This is a genomic window from Bacillota bacterium, from assembly GCA_012842395.1.
Classification (GTDB): Bacteria; Bacillota; SHA-98; order UBA4971; family UBA4971; genus UBA6256.
The window spans coordinates 244,219-262,345 of record DUSX01000009.1 but is presented as its reverse complement, the minus strand read 5'-3'; the positions used below and the strand labels follow the sequence as shown (position 1 = coordinate 262,345).

General features: G+C 61.5%; 16 protein-coding genes and 1 pseudogene. 5 read left to right on the top strand and 12 right to left on the bottom strand.

From position 1 onward, the window contains the following. Positions 1 to 123 precede the first annotated feature (123 nt). From GX515_04590 to GX515_04580, 3 genes are all read left to right on the top strand, one after another. Entirely contained in the window at positions 124 to 999 is an 876-nt protein-coding gene (locus GX515_04590) for a sugar ABC transporter permease (GenBank protein HHY32294.1), read from the top strand. 109 nt (positions 1,000 to 1,108) lie between these two features. After that, positions 1,109 to 1,852, top strand: a complete 744-nt coding sequence (locus GX515_04585; protein HHY32293.1) for a carbohydrate ABC transporter permease — start codon at positions 1,109 to 1,111, stop codon at positions 1,850 to 1,852. Positions 1,853 to 1,969: 117 nt separating this feature from the next. Further along, positions 1,970 to 3,253: a glycosyltransferase gene (locus GX515_04580; GenBank protein HHY32292.1), complete on the top strand. Its 1,284-nt coding sequence runs from the start codon at positions 1,970 to 1,972 to the stop codon at positions 3,251 to 3,253. A 575-nt stretch (positions 3,254 to 3,828) separates the two neighbouring features. Here GX515_04580 and GX515_04575 read toward each other — a convergent pair. From GX515_04575 to GX515_04545, 7 genes and pseudogenes are all read right to left on the bottom strand, one after another. Beyond that, complete coding sequence (locus GX515_04575; protein HHY32291.1) at positions 3,829 to 5,523, bottom strand: FAD-dependent oxidoreductase; 1,695 nt, start codon at positions 5,521 to 5,523, stop codon at positions 3,829 to 3,831. Positions 5,524 to 5,700: 177 nt separating this feature from the next. Then, complete coding sequence (locus GX515_04570) at positions 5,701 to 5,895, bottom strand: hypothetical protein (protein HHY32290.1); 195 nt, start codon at positions 5,893 to 5,895, stop codon at positions 5,701 to 5,703. A 570-nt stretch (positions 5,896 to 6,465) separates the two neighbouring features. Next, positions 6,466 to 6,810 (bottom strand): alpha/beta-type small acid-soluble spore protein, encoded by a 345-nt coding sequence (locus tag GX515_04565; protein HHY32289.1) that lies wholly within the window; start codon positions 6,808 to 6,810, stop codon positions 6,466 to 6,468. A 439-nt stretch (positions 6,811 to 7,249) separates the two neighbouring features. Then, the gene (locus GX515_04560) at positions 7,250 to 7,597 is read right to left on the bottom strand and encodes an alpha/beta-type small acid-soluble spore protein (protein ID HHY32288.1); all 348 of its coding nucleotides are present in this window, start codon (positions 7,595 to 7,597) and stop codon (positions 7,250 to 7,252) included. A gap of 135 nt (positions 7,598 to 7,732) precedes the next feature. Further along, positions 7,733 to 8,563, bottom strand: a complete 831-nt coding sequence (locus GX515_04555) for a histidinol-phosphatase (protein HHY32287.1) — start codon at positions 8,561 to 8,563, stop codon at positions 7,733 to 7,735. Positions 8,564 to 8,904: 341 nt separating this feature from the next. Continuing rightward, on the bottom strand, positions 8,905 to 9,426 hold the full coding sequence (locus tag GX515_04550; GenBank protein HHY32286.1) for a chromate transporter: 522 nt from the start codon (positions 9,424 to 9,426) through the stop codon (positions 8,905 to 8,907). Positions 9,427 to 9,662: 236 nt separating this feature from the next. After that, positions 9,663 to 10,169 (bottom strand): annotated as a pseudogene (locus GX515_04545) (chromate transporter). Between the two features lie 253 nt (positions 10,170 to 10,422). On the opposite strand from GX515_04545, the gene GX515_04540 reads away from it, so the two are divergent. Both GX515_04540 and mgtA read left to right on the top strand, forming a co-directional pair. Then, the gene (locus GX515_04540; GenBank protein HHY32285.1) at positions 10,423 to 10,794 is read left to right on the top strand and encodes an alpha/beta-type small acid-soluble spore protein; all 372 of its coding nucleotides are present in this window, start codon (positions 10,423 to 10,425) and stop codon (positions 10,792 to 10,794) included. 325 nt (positions 10,795 to 11,119) lie between these two features. Beyond that, the gene (gene mgtA, locus GX515_04535) at positions 11,120 to 13,687 is read left to right on the top strand and encodes a magnesium-translocating P-type ATPase (GenBank protein ID HHY32284.1); all 2,568 of its coding nucleotides are present in this window, start codon (positions 11,120 to 11,122) and stop codon (positions 13,685 to 13,687) included. 125 nt (positions 13,688 to 13,812) lie between these two features. On the opposite strand, the gene deoC is transcribed toward mgtA, so the two are convergent. The 5 genes from deoC to GX515_04510 form a co-directional block, all read right to left on the bottom strand. Further along, positions 13,813 to 14,466, bottom strand: coding sequence for a deoxyribose-phosphate aldolase (deoC, locus tag GX515_04530; protein ID HHY32283.1), 654 nt, complete (start codon positions 14,464 to 14,466; stop codon positions 13,813 to 13,815). Between the two features lie 960 nt (positions 14,467 to 15,426). Next, positions 15,427 to 15,714 (bottom strand): EutN/CcmL family microcompartment protein, encoded by a 288-nt coding sequence (locus tag GX515_04525; GenBank protein HHY32282.1) that lies wholly within the window; start codon positions 15,712 to 15,714, stop codon positions 15,427 to 15,429. Between the two features lie 93 nt (positions 15,715 to 15,807). Next, complete coding sequence (locus GX515_04520) at positions 15,808 to 16,098, bottom strand: EutN/CcmL family microcompartment protein (protein HHY32281.1); 291 nt, start codon at positions 16,096 to 16,098, stop codon at positions 15,808 to 15,810. 108 nt (positions 16,099 to 16,206) lie between these two features. After that, the gene (gene rpiB / locus GX515_04515) at positions 16,207 to 16,668 is read right to left on the bottom strand and encodes a ribose 5-phosphate isomerase B (GenBank protein HHY32280.1); all 462 of its coding nucleotides are present in this window, start codon (positions 16,666 to 16,668) and stop codon (positions 16,207 to 16,209) included. Continuing rightward, on the bottom strand, positions 16,665 to 18,047 hold the full coding sequence (locus GX515_04510) for an electron transport complex protein RnfC (GenBank protein ID HHY32279.1): 1,383 nt from the start codon (positions 18,045 to 18,047) through the stop codon (positions 16,665 to 16,667). The genes rpiB and GX515_04510 overlap by 4 nt, the downstream gene beginning before the upstream one ends. Between the last annotated feature and the right edge of the window lie 80 nt (positions 18,048 to 18,127).

The following is an 18,127-nucleotide window of genomic DNA, read 5'->3' as shown; positions in this document are numbered from 1 at the left end:
GGGGCGCGGCCGTCCGCCCGGCTGCGCCCCGCCGCCTCGATGCTGGCGGCACCCGCCCGAGGAAATCGCGGATGCGTGCAAAGCGTGCCCACCGTGCCGCGGGCGAGGAGAGGAGCGCTGAACATGCGAGAGAGGTTACTCCGCCTGGTTTTCTTTGTGCCAGCCCTGGTGTTGCTCGCGGCGTTCGTGGTGTATCCCGTGGTGAACACCGTCTGGCTGAGTTTCCTCTCACCAAAGGGCGATTTCGTTGGTCTCGACAACTATGCCGAGGTCCTGAGCCAGCCTGAGATGGTGGACCCAAGGGGCTTCCAGAGGGGGTTCCCCTACGGGGCGCTCATCCACAATTTCATGTGGCTCGTGATTCACCTTCCGTTGACGGTGCTTCTGGGCCTTGCGCTCGCGGTCGTCCTTAGGGGCGTGAGGGGCGGATCCATCATTAAGTCCATAGTGTTCCTAGGCATGGTCACACCAATGATAGTGGGCGGGATCATCCTGCGCTTCATGTTCGACGGCAGCATAGGGATAGTATCCGGCATCGTGCGGCTGTTCGGCGGCACTCCAGAGACGCTCACTGCATATCCGGAGACTGCCCTCCTGTCGCTCATCCTGGGATCCCTGTGGCTCTGGGTCCCGTTTGGCATGGTGCTGTATTCCGCGGGGTTGGAGACGATCCCTTCTGAGGTGTACGAGGCCGCAATGATCGACGGGGCGTCGCCCCTCTCCATGTTCTTCAGGATAACCTTCCCGCTCCTCCGCCCCATAACCGAGGTGGTCGTGACAATGACCTTCCTCTGGGACCTCAAGATCTTCGATGTGGTTTACGCCGCCACCATGGGCGGCCCGGGAGGAGCGTCCAACGTGCTCGCGCTTCAAATGTACTTCTATGCGTTCCGCGAATTCAACTGGAATAACGCGGCTGTGGTGGCGTGCGTGCTCATGCTGCTGACAACGCTTGTAGCGGCCCCGATGATGATAAGGTCCGCCCGGGAAGCGAGGTGAGGAGAACGTGCGAGGGAACGTGCGAAGGAAAGCTCTCGCTGCGCTGTCCAGGGACGCGGTGGCATGGGCGATCGGGCTCGTGTGGATCATCCCGTTCCTCGGCGTGCTCATGGCCTCGATAAGGCCGCTTGGCGAAATAATCCACGGATGGTGGAGGTTCGAGTCGTTCACGCCCACGCTGCGCAACTTCGTCGGAGCGTGGAACCACCCCGCAGCCCCGCTTTCCCAGGGCGTCGTCAACTCGATGAAGATCGCGCTTCCGGGCACCGTCGTCCCGCTCTTCGTGGCGGCCACTGCGGCATACGGGTTCGCGAGGTTTAGGTTTGCGGTGAAAACCTACCTGTTTCTCACCATCGTCATGCTCATGACCATCCCGCAGCAGATGATCGCCGTCCCGATCTTCCAGATAATGAAGAACCTCGGGCTCGTCGACACGCCTCTCGGGCTGGTTTTGGTCCACTCCGCGTGGGGGATCCCATGGATCCTGTTTTTCATGAGGAACTTCTTCTCCACACTCCCCATCGAGGTCGAGGAGGCCGCACGCGTGGACGGGGCGTCGGACTTCAGGGTGTTCTTCCAGGTAGTGTTGCCCATGTGCGTCCCTGCCCTGGTGTCCGCGGCCGTGCTCCAGTTCATGTGGGTCTGGAATGACTTCTTCCTGGCTCTCATCCTGATATACTCACCCGAGAAGCTTCTCGCCACGCAGCGGATACCGCTTCTCCGGGGGGTCTACCACATCGATTGGGGGGTTCTCACCGCAGGCACCATCATCGTGATGCTCGCGCCCGTTCTCGTATTCGCTTTCCTGCAACGGTACTACGTCAAGGGCATGGTTGGATGGGTTTCTAGATGACTGGACACTAGGCGCCTGTGAACACCTATGAGTGCGAAAATGTGAAATGGAATTCAGCGGTTCTTTCAGATTTTGAATGCGTGAAAACACGTCAAGAGATTACGGAGACGATGCGGAATGGCAAGGACGATCAGAACTGCGACTAGGTCCCTGAATGATTACGCGAAGGTCGCGGGAGAAAGCGTGCTCGAGGAGATAAGAGCGCTTGCCGAGCCGCTCAGAGGAGCGGAGGTCCTTCACATCAACTCCACAGCCTACGGCGGAGGCGTGGCTGAGATCTTGAACACGATCGTGCCCCTGATGAAGGACATCGGCCTTGCGGCCACGTGGTCAGTGATCGAAGCTCCGCCCGAATTCTTCGAGTTCACCAAGGCCCTGCACAATGCGCTGCAAGGCATGGCAGGCCAGGACCTCGTGTCAGGGCTGGACACGTACCTGGGTGTAAACGAGCGGGAGGCTGCGTCATTCTCGAGACTGGGCAACCCCGACTTCGTGATCGTACACGATCCCCAGCCAGCCCCTCTTGCGGCCCACCTTCGAGACAAGTTCGGACCGAAGACGAAGTGGATCTGGCGGTGCCACATCGACCTTTCGAGCCCCGCAGAAGAGGCGTGGAGCCTCCTGCGGCCGTTCGTGGAGCGCTATGACGCGGCGATATTCACGATGCCGGCGTACGCTAAGGAGGGCCTCCGCGTGCGCCGACTAGCCGTGATCCCGCCGTCCATCGACCCCCTAAGCCCCAAGAACGTGGAGATGCCGCTCCAGACCGCCAAGAGGATCGTCGCTGGATATGGTCTGGACCCGTCCAGGCCCATCGTCGTGCAGGTGTCGCGTTTCGATCCGTGGAAGGACCCGCTTGGGGTGATTGACGCGTACCGCATCGTGAAGCACGAGATCCCCGCGGTGCAGCTGGCCCTGATCGGGTCCATGGCGGCGGACGATCCGGAGGGCATGGCATATTACCGCATGTCGGTGGAACACGCTGCGGGAGACCCAGACGTCCACGTGCTGTCCAACTTGAACGGCGTTGGCAATGCCGATGTGAATGCGTTCCAGACCGCCGCAGACGTAGTAGTCCAGAAATCGGTCCGAGAGGGCTTTGGTTTGACCGTCTCGGAAGGTCTCTGGAAGGCACGCCCAGTGGTGGCTGGCAATGTCGGCGGAATCCCGCTGCAGGTCGAGGACGGGAAGTCCGGCTTTCTCGTGAGCTCGGTGGAGGAATGCGCCCAGAGGATCTTGTACCTTCTTGCAAACCCCGCCAAAGCCCAGGAAATGGGCGCGTGCGGGAAGGACCATGTGAGACGGCATTTCCTTTCCACCCGGCATCTCACAGATTACCTCACGCTCTTCAAGGCTCTTGCGGAAGGCTCGGATTCCGCGGCACGAGAGTCCACCGTCTGAGCGTGGCGCCCGCATCGCGCCCCGGGCGGGCGCCCGGGGCTGCCCGGCTCTCGGTTAAGGGGGAAGGACTGACGTAGGGCACATGTGCCCTTGGACGGGTGCTGTGGGAGACGGGTGAGGAGGCGATTCGTTCTATCCGCCACGCGTCCGGCCAGAAGGCTGGTGTGTGGAACGCCTCGGGACGGGCGCGTGATGTGCGTCAGCCGTCCCGGGTCGACAGGTGCGGGGTGAAACCTCTTGCAAGAGACGTTTGACGTAAGTAACAGATGGAGCATGCGTCATGACGCTGGTCACCAATCGAGTGCCAGACGTGACGCCTGGAACTCGGCGGGAGCGACGTGTGACGCGCAGAACGCGCAACATAGGAAGGATGATGTCCGTAACCTATGCCTTGCCGACGCGTGACGCCGGAAAGTCGAGGTGGCCCAGGTGTGACGCACGCCACCTGTCCCCTCGCACGCGTGACGCACCGAATACGTGGGACTACATGCGTGGAACTACGTGGGACGTACCGAAAAGGTGAGGCCAGTCTGGCCCCACCCCTACGGCGGATCCTAATCTGAAGCTCAAGTGATCTAGCGTTTCCCGCCAAACATCTTCCACGCGTCAAACCCGCCTGCCAGGTGCGAGACGTTTTCGAAGCCCCGCTGCTTTAGGATCTTGTACGCAAGATACGAGCGGTACCCGACGGCGCAGTATACTACGGTCTTCTTGCGTGGGTCAAGCTCGCCGACACGTGCCCGCAGCTCGTCGACGGGCATCAGGCGCGACCCCGGGATTGCGCCCAACCTGTTGCGCTCGCCTGGGGTCCGGACGTCCACGAGCTGGATCTCCTCACGCTCGAGGAGGTCCATGAGATCGTCAGGTTCGATCGTATCGACTTCCCCCCTGTGGATATTCGCGGCCACGAACCCCGCCACGTTGACTGGGTCTTTCGCCGACGAATACGGCGGGGCGTACGAGAGGTCAAGGTCTTCAAGGTCCTCCACCGTCATGCGAGCTTGGATCGCCGTGGCAATGACGTCTATCCGCTTATCGACGCCCGCGCCGCCCACGATCTGCGCCCCCAACAGCCGTCCGGTGAACCTGTCCGCAACGAGCTTAATGGTCATCATACGCGCGCCGGGGTAGTATCCGGCGTGGTGTTGAGAGTGTGTATATGAAACATAATGCGGGATGCCTTCCGAGGACGCCTCTCTCTCGGAAAGGCCGGTCTTCGCTATGCTCAGGTCGCCCACCTTAACAACCATGGTACCAAGCGAGCCAGCGTAGCGCATGTTGCCACCAGCGGCGTTCGCGCCAGCAACCCTGGCTTGCTTGTTCGCCGGCCCGGCAAGCGGCACGCGGACCGGTTTTCCGGTCACGAGGTGCTTTATCTCACATATGTCCCCGGCCGCGTATATGCTCGGATCGCTCGTCTGCATCCTGTCATTCACAACGACGCCACCGGCTCGGCCGATAGCAAGTCCCGCCTGCCTAGCGAGGTCCAGCCGCGGCGTAACCCCGGCAGCGGACACCACGAAGTCGCATGCAACCGTGTCCCCGCTCGCCAACTCCAGCTGGAGGCCGCTCGCGCCCGCACCATCGCCGCCCGCGCCACCGCGTTGCGTCACTGCGGCGACCTTCTCCCCAAGCAGCACGCGGGCGCCCTTGTCCCTCAGGTGGGCCGCGAGGGGCTCGGCCATCTCCCTATCCACCGGCGGCAACAGCTGGTCCATCATCTCCACCAGCGTGACGTCGAGCCCCCGCTCGAGAAGCGCGTCCGCAGCCTCAAGGCCGATGAACCCGCCCCCGATCACCACTGCGTTGGTCGGTTTGCGCTCGTCAAGAAAGCCTCGAAGCCTGTCCCCGTCCTCCATCGATACGAGGGTGAACACCCTGGAACAGCCCTCCAGCCCGCGTATCGGCGGACGGGCGGGCTCGCTGCCGGTGGCTAGGATAAGGGCGTCGTAGGGCTCTTCCCACGCGTCTCCCGTCTCGAGGTTGCGGACAGACACCCTCCTGCGTGCCCTGTCGATCGCCAGGACCTCGTGACGCGTCCGGACATCGATATTGAACCTTGAGGCCAGGCGCTCCGGGGTAACGACGAATAGGTCGTCTCGTTGCCGGATGATCCCCCCTATGTAGTAGGGCAGGCCGCAATTCGCCCATGAGACGTAAGGCGTGCGCTCCAAGACCACTATGTCCGCGTCCTCGGACACTCGCCGCGCCTTCACAGCTGCGCCTGCCCCGCCGGCAACGCCACCCACCACAAAGATCCGCTTCCCCACGTTTCTCAATCCCCCGTGTAGATCCCACATGTGGACGTCTTCCGCGTCGACAGCACACAGCAGGCCGAAAGCCCGCAACTGCACATGCGCGGCCGCCATAGCCGAGCCGGTGCACGGTGAAGCCGCCAGTGCCCATCTCGACGCGTTTTACCGCTTCGTGCCCCCGAAAGCGAGCTCCTAATACTCCTCGTTAGAAGCGCTCATGCGCAGGGAGTCAGCGACGCTCATGGAGGCCCCGCAGACGGGACACGAAACCATCTCCTCCGTAGATGCCCCGTCGATTTCGAACATGTTTCCGCATTGTCTGCACTTGATGCTCTGCTCTGCATTATCTGGCAGCCTTGGATACTCTCTTCTGTCGTCTTTCTTCATTTGCGTGCTCCTTCCTTCTCAATCGGGTTCGCATTCCCCAGACCGCCGTTTCCCCTTCCCCGGAGCCCCCGTGGCGATCGCGCCCACGCCGTCCAGGAAGGGGGACTTCCGCGTGCTTTCATGGGACCCGGGATGACCGCCGGAATGACGTCCCTTTGTGGTCGTCCGAGCGCGGTCCGAACGCAGTCCAAGCGCGGTCCCAACGCGGTCTAAGCTCCGATACGTCTCCGTGTCCGGGCGTATATACGCGGTCAGCTCTGTGCCATGCGGGGATGCACGGTCTGCACGCGGCGCGGACGACCACGGCTGTGCCGGCAGCGATCTCAGTATTCCCAATGAATACATGGCTTACGCGCCCGGCACCGGCAGCCGCAGCTTGGGGATGGGACGAACCTTGGGAACGGGTCTCAAGGCCGCTGAGATGGAGACAGCTGGGGACGGGCGAGGAGTCTGGAGACCGACGGACGTTACGATGAAACGCAACACAACGACAAGCGAGTGCGCCCCTTCGCAATGAAGGGGCGCCTTTCCGTGACGCACTCACAAACTTGGACCGCTTACGTGGGCCGCCTACATCGGGAGAGGCTGGTTGTAGCCTGCCTGAGCCTGCCCGACGCCGTACCCGGTTTGGGTGGGCTGCTGACTAGTAGGCTGAGCGAGCCCGGCTTGGAACCCGGCCCTCACACCGGCCACCGTTCCCTCAACCAGGGACCGCTCGGCGGCCTCGATCATCCTGCGCACCATGTGTCCACCAACAGCCCCGCACTGAGCGGAAGGCAGCGTACCCCAGTAACCCGAGTTGATGATGTTGCTGGGCAGGTTCAGCTCGTTGGCTATCTCATACTTGAACCTGTCAAGCGCCGCGAGGGCGTTGGGGACAACTGGGCGATTCCTTCTGGCCGCGCCTCGTGCCATTCCTCTTCACCACCCTTCGCGCTTTCTGCTTATAGTCTTGCACCACGCGCAGAACGCATACGAGGGAATGCATGGAGAGGACATAACTTGGTTACTCTATAGAGACGCCCTCGCCAGACCGGGAAAACCTCTCCACCTTCGAACAAGGCGTCAAACGAGGCGCGCCGCAAGCGCGCCCGCCATGCCTCGTGCCTGGAGGATGGGGCATACAACCTTACACCCATCCTGAACGACCCGCCCTGCACGGCGCGGCAAGCCTGCGCAGCCCCACCCACAGGCTGACCTCGCAGCCCGCGCTGTGCAGGCGCGCATGCGCCGCGGGACTGGGATGCGCAGCTGCTTGTGGCTGCTTGCGGCTGGTTACGGTTGGTCACCGCTCCTTGCGGCTGGTTACGGCTGCTTACGTCGACCGCTTGTGGCAGCCTCCTTAGGCACCTCTTCAGACCTCGGGTGAGGTCTCCCCTTCGGCCTCGCGCACCCGGCTCGTGGTGCCGGGCTCAACGGCGTCGGTCACGCCGCCACCAGTCAGAGGTAGCCCCAGGCCGGACCGGAATCCGGCCACAGCCTCGGCTGCCACTTGCTCGGCGATGGCTTTCTCGGCTGCTTCGATCATTCTCTTGACCATGCGCCCCCCGACAGCACCGCATTCCCTGGACGAAAGATTGCCCCAGTAGCCATGCTGATAGACCTCTTGAGGAAGGTTCATCTCGCGCGCAACCTCGAACTTCAGCACGTCGAGCGGGCGTTTCGCGCCCTTCGCGGCAGGCCGATTCTTCCTGGCCGGCATCGCAAGTCCCCCCTTCTCACCTGGTACACATATGATTCCCGGCTTCGAAGCAGGCTATGAGAGGGTCGTGCTGGATGCCGGCCGCCGCTGCCCTATGCTGCCATTCGCTCGCAGCAAGAGGGTGCCCAACCACAATTACTCTAAACTGATAAATACTGGCTTTCTGCCGCGGAAAACAGTGACATACCGGAAACCGATGGACCTCGCGAGATCGACTGCGTAAGGTATGGCGAAACCGGCGTGCTGCACGCGGTGGGCGTCCGACCCGAACGTCACGAGCTCACCTCCCAGCCTGCGGTAGAGCCTGAGCGTCTCCACGCCCGGGAGAGTCTCATGAACCGGGCGCCTGAGGCCCGACGTGTTTATCTCCAACGCGGTCCCATTATCTATGAGCGCCTTCAGAATGGCCTCGATCTCGTCCGCGAACGCCTCGAGGGGAGCCTTGCCGTATCTTTCGAAAGCATATCTCTTGATGAAATCGAGGTGAGCGAGGGAATCGTACAACCCCGACCGGGCGAGCCCCAACACGTTTTGCAAATAGCGGCGGCAGGACTCTTCAAGTCCATAGCGATCGAAGACCTCCCCTGTCGCGGACAGGCTCTCGACCCAGTGGACGGACCCGAGAACAAAATCCAGGTTACGGCCTGAGAGAAACTCCCGGAGCTCGTTCGTGTACCAAACCTGGTAGTCGGCCTCGATTCCCATCCTCACCTCCAGGACGCCCTGCCATTTCGCCGCGGCTTCCTCCAAGGCCTTCCGGTATGCGTCAAAACGCAGGTAGCCGTGGCTAGCATCCCTCGGCTCGAAGTCGACGTGGTCCGTGAAGCAGATCGCATTCAGCCCAGCCTGCACCGCGGCCTCACACATCGCTTCCACGGTGTCTTCCGCGTCAGGAGAAAACGTGGAGTGAACATGGAAGTCTACGAACGGGGCTAAACTGGAATCAACCAACTTACTGCAAGACATACCGGTGACGCTCCTTCAACGGCCGACAAGGGCCAATTAGTGGCGGGGCCTCAACTCGTATCGCGTCGTGCCGAGTCATGTCGTGTCGCCCATGTCGCTCGTGTCGCTCGTGTCGCGTGATGCACCGTGGACTTCACGGGACCTGGGTGTGAGCCCACGCTCACTTGACTTGACGCTCACCCGAGGCTCGGACACTTGCTCGATGTACAGTTGACATGCCTAGTGGACATGTTCGGTCGACCCTCACTCGATGCACAGCCGACGCCAAGTCCGCGCGATCCGCGCCAAATCAATGCTTGATCGACGCTCAGCGCTCAGCCCAATCGACGCTCAACCTACGCTCAAAGATAGATGACTATTCCAGCGACAGCAGCCAAGACTATCGCGAGAATGGGATTGAGGTCGAACTTGAACATGCCGACGAGGACGGCGACAGCGATCACCGGCCCCGCGACATCCACGAAAGCGGCTCTGATGAGGGAGATGGCAGCGGCAGCTATCAAAGCAGTCACCGCCGGGCGAAGCCCTTTGAACACCGCCTTCACTGCTGGCGCATCCTTGTATTTCAGGAAAAGTGTAGCAAACACCACGATGATCACAAACGACGGAAATACCACGCCGACCGTCGCCGCAGCGGCCCCAGCCACGCCTCCCAGTTTGTACCCAACGAACGTGGCTGAATTGACCGCGACCGGCCCCGGCGTCATTTCCGCTATGGCGATTATGTCCATGAACTCCTTCATAGTCAGCCACGCGTGGGCCTGGATGATCTCCTTCTGGATGAGCGGTATCATGGCATATCCACCGCCGAATGTAAAGAGGCCGATCTTAGCGAATGTTAGAAACAGCTGCAGAACTATCACTGCTTGTCAACCACCTTGTCCTGATCTCGGAGACCATCCTCGTTCCGGACACCAGCGCTTCCGCGACGCGAGGCGCCTCGGGCCCCGGGCGAGTCGTCGGCTTCGCCTTCGGGCCCCAGCCTGGGCACGCTCTGAGCCTTGGCATCGGCATTGGTATTGGCCTTGGCCTTGGCATCGGCCTCGGCATTGGGCTGGGCTCCGGCCTCAACCTCGAAGTCTCTTCGAAACACGAAATACCCGATGGCTGCCGATCCAACAATGACTGGAATCGGATGGATGTCGAAAACGGCTATGGCGACGAGCGCAAGTGCTCCGAGGATGACGCCGCGAACCTCGCGGATCGCGGTTTTGCCTATCTTATATGCAGCGCCCGCCACCAGCGCAACGACCGCTGGCCGCACACCTCCGAACGCGGCCTCGGCGGCCGGAAGATGCCTGATCTCCGAGAAGAAAATGGCCACGGCGAGAATGACTAGAAAAGACGGGAGGGTCGCGCCCAAAACCGCCACGATGGCCCCGACAAACCCGGCTGTCTTGTATCCCACGAAGACCGAGGTGTTCACCGCGACAGGTCCCGGTGCAGTCTGCGCCAGGCCGAGCATGTCGATGAACTCCTCGTTCCCGACCCACTTCCTCGCGTCAACAACCTCCTTTTGTATCAGAGGAACCATGGCGTAGCCGCCGCCGAACGTGAACGCGCCGATTTTGAAGAAAGACCAAAACATCTGCAACAGCAATCGCACTGTGTTGAAACTACCTCCTTGTGAAGCGATTAGTGCACCGCGGCAGGACGCACCCCGGCCATGTTACTTCGCCACGAATTCCTGCAGGTCCTCCCTGATGTCCTCGTTTATCAGTATTCTCGCAGGTCGAGGCGGGGACTCGGTTTGCAACCTCAATGGAACATCATATGTAGCCGTGCCACACATTCGCTAACATACAGTCTTGCCCTAAGGCAATACTACCAGCAGAAAAGGAAAGTGAGGTGAAACTGAAATGGCACGCGGACAGAAGAGGAACCGCGCTCTCGTGGTTGAGGCAGGCAACGCCCTGGATCAGTGGAAGTACGAGATCGCGAACGAGATCAACTTCCCCGTCAACCAGATAGTCGGCGGGTACTGGGGCAACATCCCGTCCGCTCAGTGTGGTGCGGTCGGTGGCCACATGGTCAAGAGGATGATCGAGGCGGCTGAGAGATCGCTCGTCGAGCAGAGCGCGCTCAACGTGAGAGCGGGCTTCAGGGCCGGGCTCGGCGCCAGCGCCAACCTCGGCACGACCACCGGTGCGTATAACCTGCCCAGCGGAATGCCGGCGCAGCAGAACGTCGGGCAGCAGGCTGGGTTCACCACCACAGGACTCCAGCAGTAACACGGAGAGATAGATGCCCGCATCTCTGGGCAAATCTCGTAACCGCTTCCGAATAGAGAGCAGGGGGGAGCGCCTCCGCCCCTGCTCATGTTGTTTGACTCGAGTAAGACCTTAGCTTGACACCTCTCGAACGCAGTCGTAACATGGTCAGTGAAGAGGTGAACCGTCGATGGTAGACGACGGAAGTAGTAGTAACCTGTTAACCTACGCTGAACTTGCTTCGAATCGAGGAAGATCGTCGCCGTAGCAGGGCTGTGCTATGCCTTTCGCAGCCTGCCGGTCGTAGGTCGCAGGCGCTTCCCCGATCCGAAGGGAGGCGCTTATCATGTACTCCTACACTAGGAACGGGCGCAACAATCACTCGACCGAGGCAGCACAGAGGCACCTGCTGAACCTTCCCATAGAGGAGCTCCTCTCGCGTCTTGCGGCAACGAAAGACGGCCTCTCAAGCCAAGAAGCAGCCTCCCGCCTTGAGAAATACGGCACCAACGAGTTTCCACGGCCACGGGCGATTCCCGCTTGGCTTGCTTATCTCAGGCTTTTCGCCGACCCTCTCGTCGTGGTCCTTATCGTGGCCGGGGCCATTTCCGGTTTCTTTGGTGAACCACGCGGCGCCATCATCATCAGCGTGATGGTGTTGCTCAGCGTTACACTTCAGTTCTTCCAGGAACACCGCTCCGAGCAGACAGCCCAGAAGCTGGCGAGGCAGGTTGCGATCACCGCTACGGTGATCCGGGACGGCAACACGATCGAGGTGCCCATGAGAGAACTGGTGCCCGGAGACGTGATCCGCTTGGGTGTGGGAGACATCGTGCCGGCCGACGCAAGAGTCCTTTATGCAAGGGACTTCTTCGTCGATCAGGCTCTGCTTTCAGGGGAGTCGTTCCCGGTCGAGAAGACGCCGTGCGGCGAGCCCGCGCTGCGCTTCTCCATTCCGGACATGAACCACGCGGTGTTTTTCGGAAGCAACATTGTAAGTGGAACCGCGACCGCCCTCGTGGTGGGAACGAACGGTCAAACCGAACTCGGGCGGATGGCTAAGACGCTTTCGGTCGAGAGACCGGAGACCGAGTTCCAGCACGGCATCAGAAGGTTCACCTCGTTCCTCGTCAAGGTCATCGTGGTCCTGGTCTTGTTCATATTCGTGCTGAACGCAGGGCTTGGCCGTGGAGTGCTGCGATCCCTCCTGTTCGCCGTGGCGGTGTCGGTCGGAATCACGCCAGAGCTGCTGCCCATGATAATCACGATAACCCTTTCGGCCGGTGCAGCCGCGATGGCAAGGCGGAAAGTGATTGTGAAGCGCTTGCAGTCCATACAAAACCTCGGAAGCATGGATGTCCTTTGTACCGACAAGACCGGCACGCTGACCGAGGGTAAGCTCGTCCTGGCAAGCCATGTCGACCTGTGCGGCAAGCCCTCCGAGTGGGCATTCCAGCTGGCCAGGCTCAACAGCGCCTTCCAGGCCAGCTTGCGCAATCCCATGGATGCGGCGATAGCTGCACATGAGGAAAGCAGCCTTGACGGATACACCAAGGTGGATGAGATCCCATTCGACTTCGTCCGTAAGCGCACGTCGGTGGTCGCCGAAAAAGACGCCGAGCGTATCCTGATAACCAAGGGCGCTCCCGAGAGTCTCCTGGATGTGTGTGCTCTAGCGGAAGTGGACGGAAAGCCGGTCGAGTTCGGCCCTGCTCTCAAGCGTCTGGCGTACGACCGCTTCACGGAGTTGAGCCGGGATGGTTACCGGGTGCTTGCAGTGGCCTACAAGCGCATCGACAGCAACAGAAACGTATATTCCAGAGACGACGAGACCGACATGGTCTTCGCAGGTTACGTCACGTTCATAGACCCTCCCAAGGCCAGCGCGGCAAAGTCGCTCGAGGAACTCGCTAGGCTCGGGGTGAACGTCAAGATCCTCACGGGTGACAATGAGCTCGTCACAGAGCAAATCTGTGAACGTGTCGGGCTCAAGGTCGGCGGAGTCCTCATGGGACACGAGATGGATCTCATGAGCGATGAGGACCTCGCCTCGCGGCTGGAGACCGCGACCATCTGCGCACGCCTCAGCCCGGAGCAGAAGAGCCGCGTGATCACCGTCCTGAAGCGGAGTGGGCACGTCGTCGGCTACATGGGAGACGGCATCAACGACACGCTGTCGCTGCGCACGGCCGACGTGGGGATCTCCGTCAACAATGCCGCCGACGTGGCAAAGGAAGCTGCGGATATCGTCCTCATGGAGGAAGGCCTTGACATCCTTGAGAATGGCATAGTGGAGGGGCGCCGGACCTTCGCGAACACGATGAAATACATAATGATGGGAACCAGCTCCAATTTCGGGAACATGTTCAGCGTCCCCGCGGCATCGGTGCTCGTGCCCTTCCTACCCATGCTGCCGGTGCAAATACTGCTCAACAACCTGCTCTATGATTTCTCGCAGGTGAGCATCCCAACTGACCGCGTGGACGGTGACTACATAGCGCGACCGCGGCGATGGAATGTCGGGTTCATCAGGAACTTCATGCTCATCTTCGGCCCGATCAGCTCTCTCTACGATATCCTGACCTATCTCGTCATGCTCCGACTATTCCACGCGGGAGCTGCGCTCTTCCAGACCGGATGGTTCGTCGAGTCGCTTGCCACCCAGACCCTGGTCATCCATGTCATCCGTTCACGGCAAAGCGTCCTCAAAAGCAAGGCAAGCGCCGCGTTATGGTTCACGACGCTTGCGGCCGTCGGGCTCGGCGTAGCGATACCGTATACCCCGGTCGGTCTGTTTTTCGGGTTCACGCCTCTTCCGCCGGCGTTCTTCCTCGTTCTCGCCGGAATGGTCTCGGCCTACCTTGTCATGGTCGAGCTCGTAAAGAGGTGGTTCCACGTGAGGTTCGGCTGGTAGGCACGCGCTAACCGCGGACCACTGCGGATCCCTCATTGTGCTCAGGGTTGCGCGGCCGCCACGTTTGACCTCTGCCGGCATCTGGCACGCTGGCATGTGGCACGTTGTCGCGCACGTTGTCGCTTCTACTCACCCTTCACGATCGCAACGCTAGCACTAGCGCCTATACGCGAAGCCCCCGCCTCTATCATCTTGCGCGCAGATTCAAGGTTTCTGATGCCGCCGGAGGCCTTCACCCCCATCTCTTTGCCGACCACTTTGCGCATGAGCCTCACGTCTTCGACAGTCGCGCCGCCGGGGCCAAAGCCGGTCGAAGTCTTCACAAAGTCAGCTCCAGCCATCTTCGCCAGCAGGCAGGCCTTCACCTTTTCCTCGTCCGTCAGAAGCGCCGTCTCAAGGATGACCTTGACGATCGCTTTGCCGCGGGCCGCGTCCACCACCGCCTCGATGTCGCGTTTGACCAGGTCGTAGTCGCCTGACTTGAGGGCCCCCACGTTGATGACCATGTCCACTTCGGTCGCGCCGTTTGCTATGGCATCGCGGGTTTCCACCGCTTTCGCGGTCGGAGTCGTAGCTCCGAGCGGGAAGCCAATGACAGTGCACACCTTCACGGGTGTACCCTTGAGGAGGCTCGCCGCGAGGCTCACGTTGGTGGGGTTCACACAAACCGACGCGAAACCGTATTGCTTCGCCTCTTCGCACAACTTGACGATCTGGTCTCGCGTGGCGTCAGGCTTCAGTAGCGTATGGTCTATCATGGCGGCCACATCGCTGGCAATCGCGCCGACGCCGGGCGCGGCGGCAATCCGCGACGCCCCCGCTTCGACTATCCTCGCCGTGCCGTCAGGATTCTCCTGGACGCACTTCCCACATGCGGAGCATTCGCCGAAAAGCCTCGAGCACTTTGATGAGTCCGCACTGCCGGTCCGGGTCCCCGATCGGCCCTCCGCCGCAGCACCGGGGACAGGGGCGCCCCCAGTGAAAACCGTCGACGGGCCCGCGCTTTCCGAACGCGCCGCACCCACTATACGGAGCCCGCGCTCCAGTTCATGCCCGAGGTCCTTGGAGTCAACGACTATCATGCCGTATTCCCGGAGTCTCTTGAGGTACTCGTCCATTTGCCTGCGGAGGGCGAAGTTCTGCCCCACCCGCCCACCGTTTCCACCGTCCATTCGGCCGGCTGCCAGCTGTAACGAGTCGGCTGCGGCATAGACCCGCTTACCTTGCGCAAGCATCGTGACGATAGCGTTTGTGACTGCGTCGTCGCCAGTCAGCAGCGCCGCGCGCGCCGCCACGTGGAGGGGAAGGACCGGGACCACCGCAACATCAGCACATGAAGCCGCACTCAGGGCGTCTCGTTCATCCACGAAGGACACCCGACCCAGCGCCCCTGATACGGCGCTCTGGCCGCACGACTCCTTGGCTTCCGCGGACATAAGACACGCAACAGAGAGCCCGCGGTCACCGATTCGTCCCAACTGGACCAGCGCGTTCTCAAGCAGCGTCCTGTCGCCGGCCAAGATCACGAGCACTCTCGGGCCGTCCCCCGATCCCGCAGCGGATGAGACCCCTCGAGTTGGGGACGCCCCGGGCTGACTCGGTGTCACCTGTGGGATCTCGCCTCGTTTCTTCATCTCAGCTATCACGTCGTCGGTGACCCTCTCGATCAACTCATCAATTCCCATCCAACCATGCCGTATCGCGCCCGGCCTGGGCCGCGTGCGCGAGCGAGGTACGGCCTACCTCCCTTCGAAACGCCGAGATATGCGAACGATGTCAACGACCCCAATGATGACCGAATCTATGGGCGCGTCGCTCTTTCCCATGGCCTGCCGGGCGGAATTGCCTTCACTCACGACAAGAACGATATCGCCAGGCCCCGCGTCCTGCGTGTCGATGGCCAGGATCTCCTGGCCGTAATCATTGCCGTCGAGATCCAAAGGCTGCACAAGGAGCATCTTGGACCCGACAAAACTCTGGTTCTTCTGGGTCGCCACAACCGACCCGACAACCCTGCCGATTACCACAGCCCCACCTCGAGCGCGTCAGCCACCGGTCTACACCGGACGGGCCGGAAGGTCACGCACGACGACGCCTTGCCTTACGCCGGCGCCCGCTTCCTAGCGACAGGACCTGGGTGTTCCCTCATCCGGGAAAATGCGGTCCACTATCCCCACGATGGCAACATCAACGGGAGCCCCTGCCTTTGGCAGAGGCAGCGACGCCTCTCTTCCTTTCACCGCATGCACTATCTCGCCTGCGCCCGCACCGACGCTATCCACGGCAACCAACGGCTTCCCGGAAGGCGTGCCGTCCCGCTTCAACGGCTCGATGATAAGCAGCTTCACGCCCTCCAGTTTCTCGTCCTTGCGAGTAGCGACTACCTTTCCGACCACTCTCGCTATGAACAGGACGATCACCTCTCACCAGTCGCGCGAACCCCGGGTCGACACTGTCTGCCCCCGGTCCGCGCGTTCGCGTGCCTGTAGCTCGCCTGCCTGTCGTCCCCTTCGCTGATCTCAGTTGCCCCGAGAAAGGAACCTGCGCTCGATCTCCATGATCTTTTCCACACGGCGCAGGTGCCTTCCCCCCGCAAATTCGGTGGCGAGCCACACCTTCACTATTTCCCTGGCCACGCCCTTGCCTATGACCCTGTCGCCCAGGGCAAGAACGTTCGCGTCATTGTGTTCACGACTGTTCCTGGCGGTGTATATGTCCTGGCAAGGAGCGCATCTCACGCCCGGAACCTTGTTCGCCGCCATGGCGGAGCCTACGCCCGCACCGTCAACGATGATACCTCGCTCGAAAAGTCCCCTCGCCACAGCTTCGGCCACCAGGAAAGCGAAGTCAGGGTAATCCACAGGCTCCTTGCTGTGTGTTCCGTAATCAACGCACTCGTGGCCAAGCTCGGCCAGGTAGGCCTTGATGTCCTCCTTCAAGTCGAAACCTCCGTGATCGCTGCCTATGACTATCCTCATCATCCGCGCCTCCCGGCCACGATCGTTATGGCGTTGCCGATATCGCTGACCAGCCCGGAAATACTCGCGTGGACTCTCGCCCCAAGTTTGCCCTCGGGGATCTCTGCGATGGGTTGCCCCTTGCGCACCTCATCTCCGACCTTGACACACGGCATCGCGGGAGCGCCCGCATGCTGAAGCAAGGGGATGATCACCCTGTCGGGCTCAAACGCCTCGGACAGGCATTCTGTGCCTGCGCTATAATGGGCAGTCCGGCCGGCTTCGGCATAACTCGTCCCTGGGCGTGCCGCGTAAGAACCGACGCCCGCCCTCGTTATCACCCTCGACGAAGGCACTCGCCTGGCCCCTCGCAGCGGATGCGAAACGATCCCCTTCTCGTGGTACGGATTCCTCAGACCCTTCCTGGCCATGGACGCCTTGAGAGCTTGATTCACCCTGACCGGCGAAAGACCCGAAGGACAGCTTACCGTGGCGCACACCGCGCACTCGGAGCACAACCAAGCGCTGGCGACCGCGTCCGGTGGCGCCCCAGGGCTCATGCTCACTGCTCGCATGATAAGATGCGGCGCTATCCTGTGCCCAAGAAGGTGCCGCGGGCACGTCTCGGTGCAGCTCATGCACTGGCAGCAAGCGGCCTTGGCCTGCCGTATAATGGTGCCGATGTCGCTCTCTCTCATCTTTACCTGCGGATGGTCCGCAGGAAGCACAATGATGCCGCCGGTAACCTTCGTCACCACGGCCGACGTGTCGGGCGCAAGCTTGCCCATGATCGGCCCGCCCATGATGACCCTGTACCGTTCGGTCTGGGGCCCTCCGGCAAGCGCGATCGCGTCAGCAACTGAGGTACCTATGGGGAGCCTTGCCGTGATCGGCCGGGCAACAGCCCCCGCCACGGTTACGTAGCGCGAGATCATCGGACGGCCCTTGGCCGCGTCAGCCACGCTCGCCAGGGTGGTCACGTTGCTCACCACGACGCCAGCTTCAAGAGGCAGGCCCCCTTCCGGGACGTAGCGGCCCGTAACTTCGTGTACGAGCACGTGCTCGTCGCCGATGGGGTACACATCATCGAGGGCGAATACCTCTATTCCTTCTTCCCCCTGGACGAGCTCGGTCATCGCCCGAAGCACGCTCTCGCGTTTTTTCTTGACCGCCACGTACCCTCTGGTGGCACCGGTGGCAGCCATGGCGATCTTGAGCCCCTCCAACACCTTCACGGGCTCGAGCGCCATCACCGCGAGGTCCGCCTCCAGCAGCGGCTCACACTCGGCGCCGTTCGCAATCACCGTGTCGACGGTCGCGGACAGCTTAACGTGGGTCGGAAACCCCGCACCACCAGCGCCCACGACGCCCGCATCCTTTATCGCCTGTATGATGTCCCTCACCGCGGCGGATGCCATCCTTCCACCACCTGAAAACTCAAGAGCTCAACCGACCAACCCGCGTCCGCCACGCCCGCAAAGTC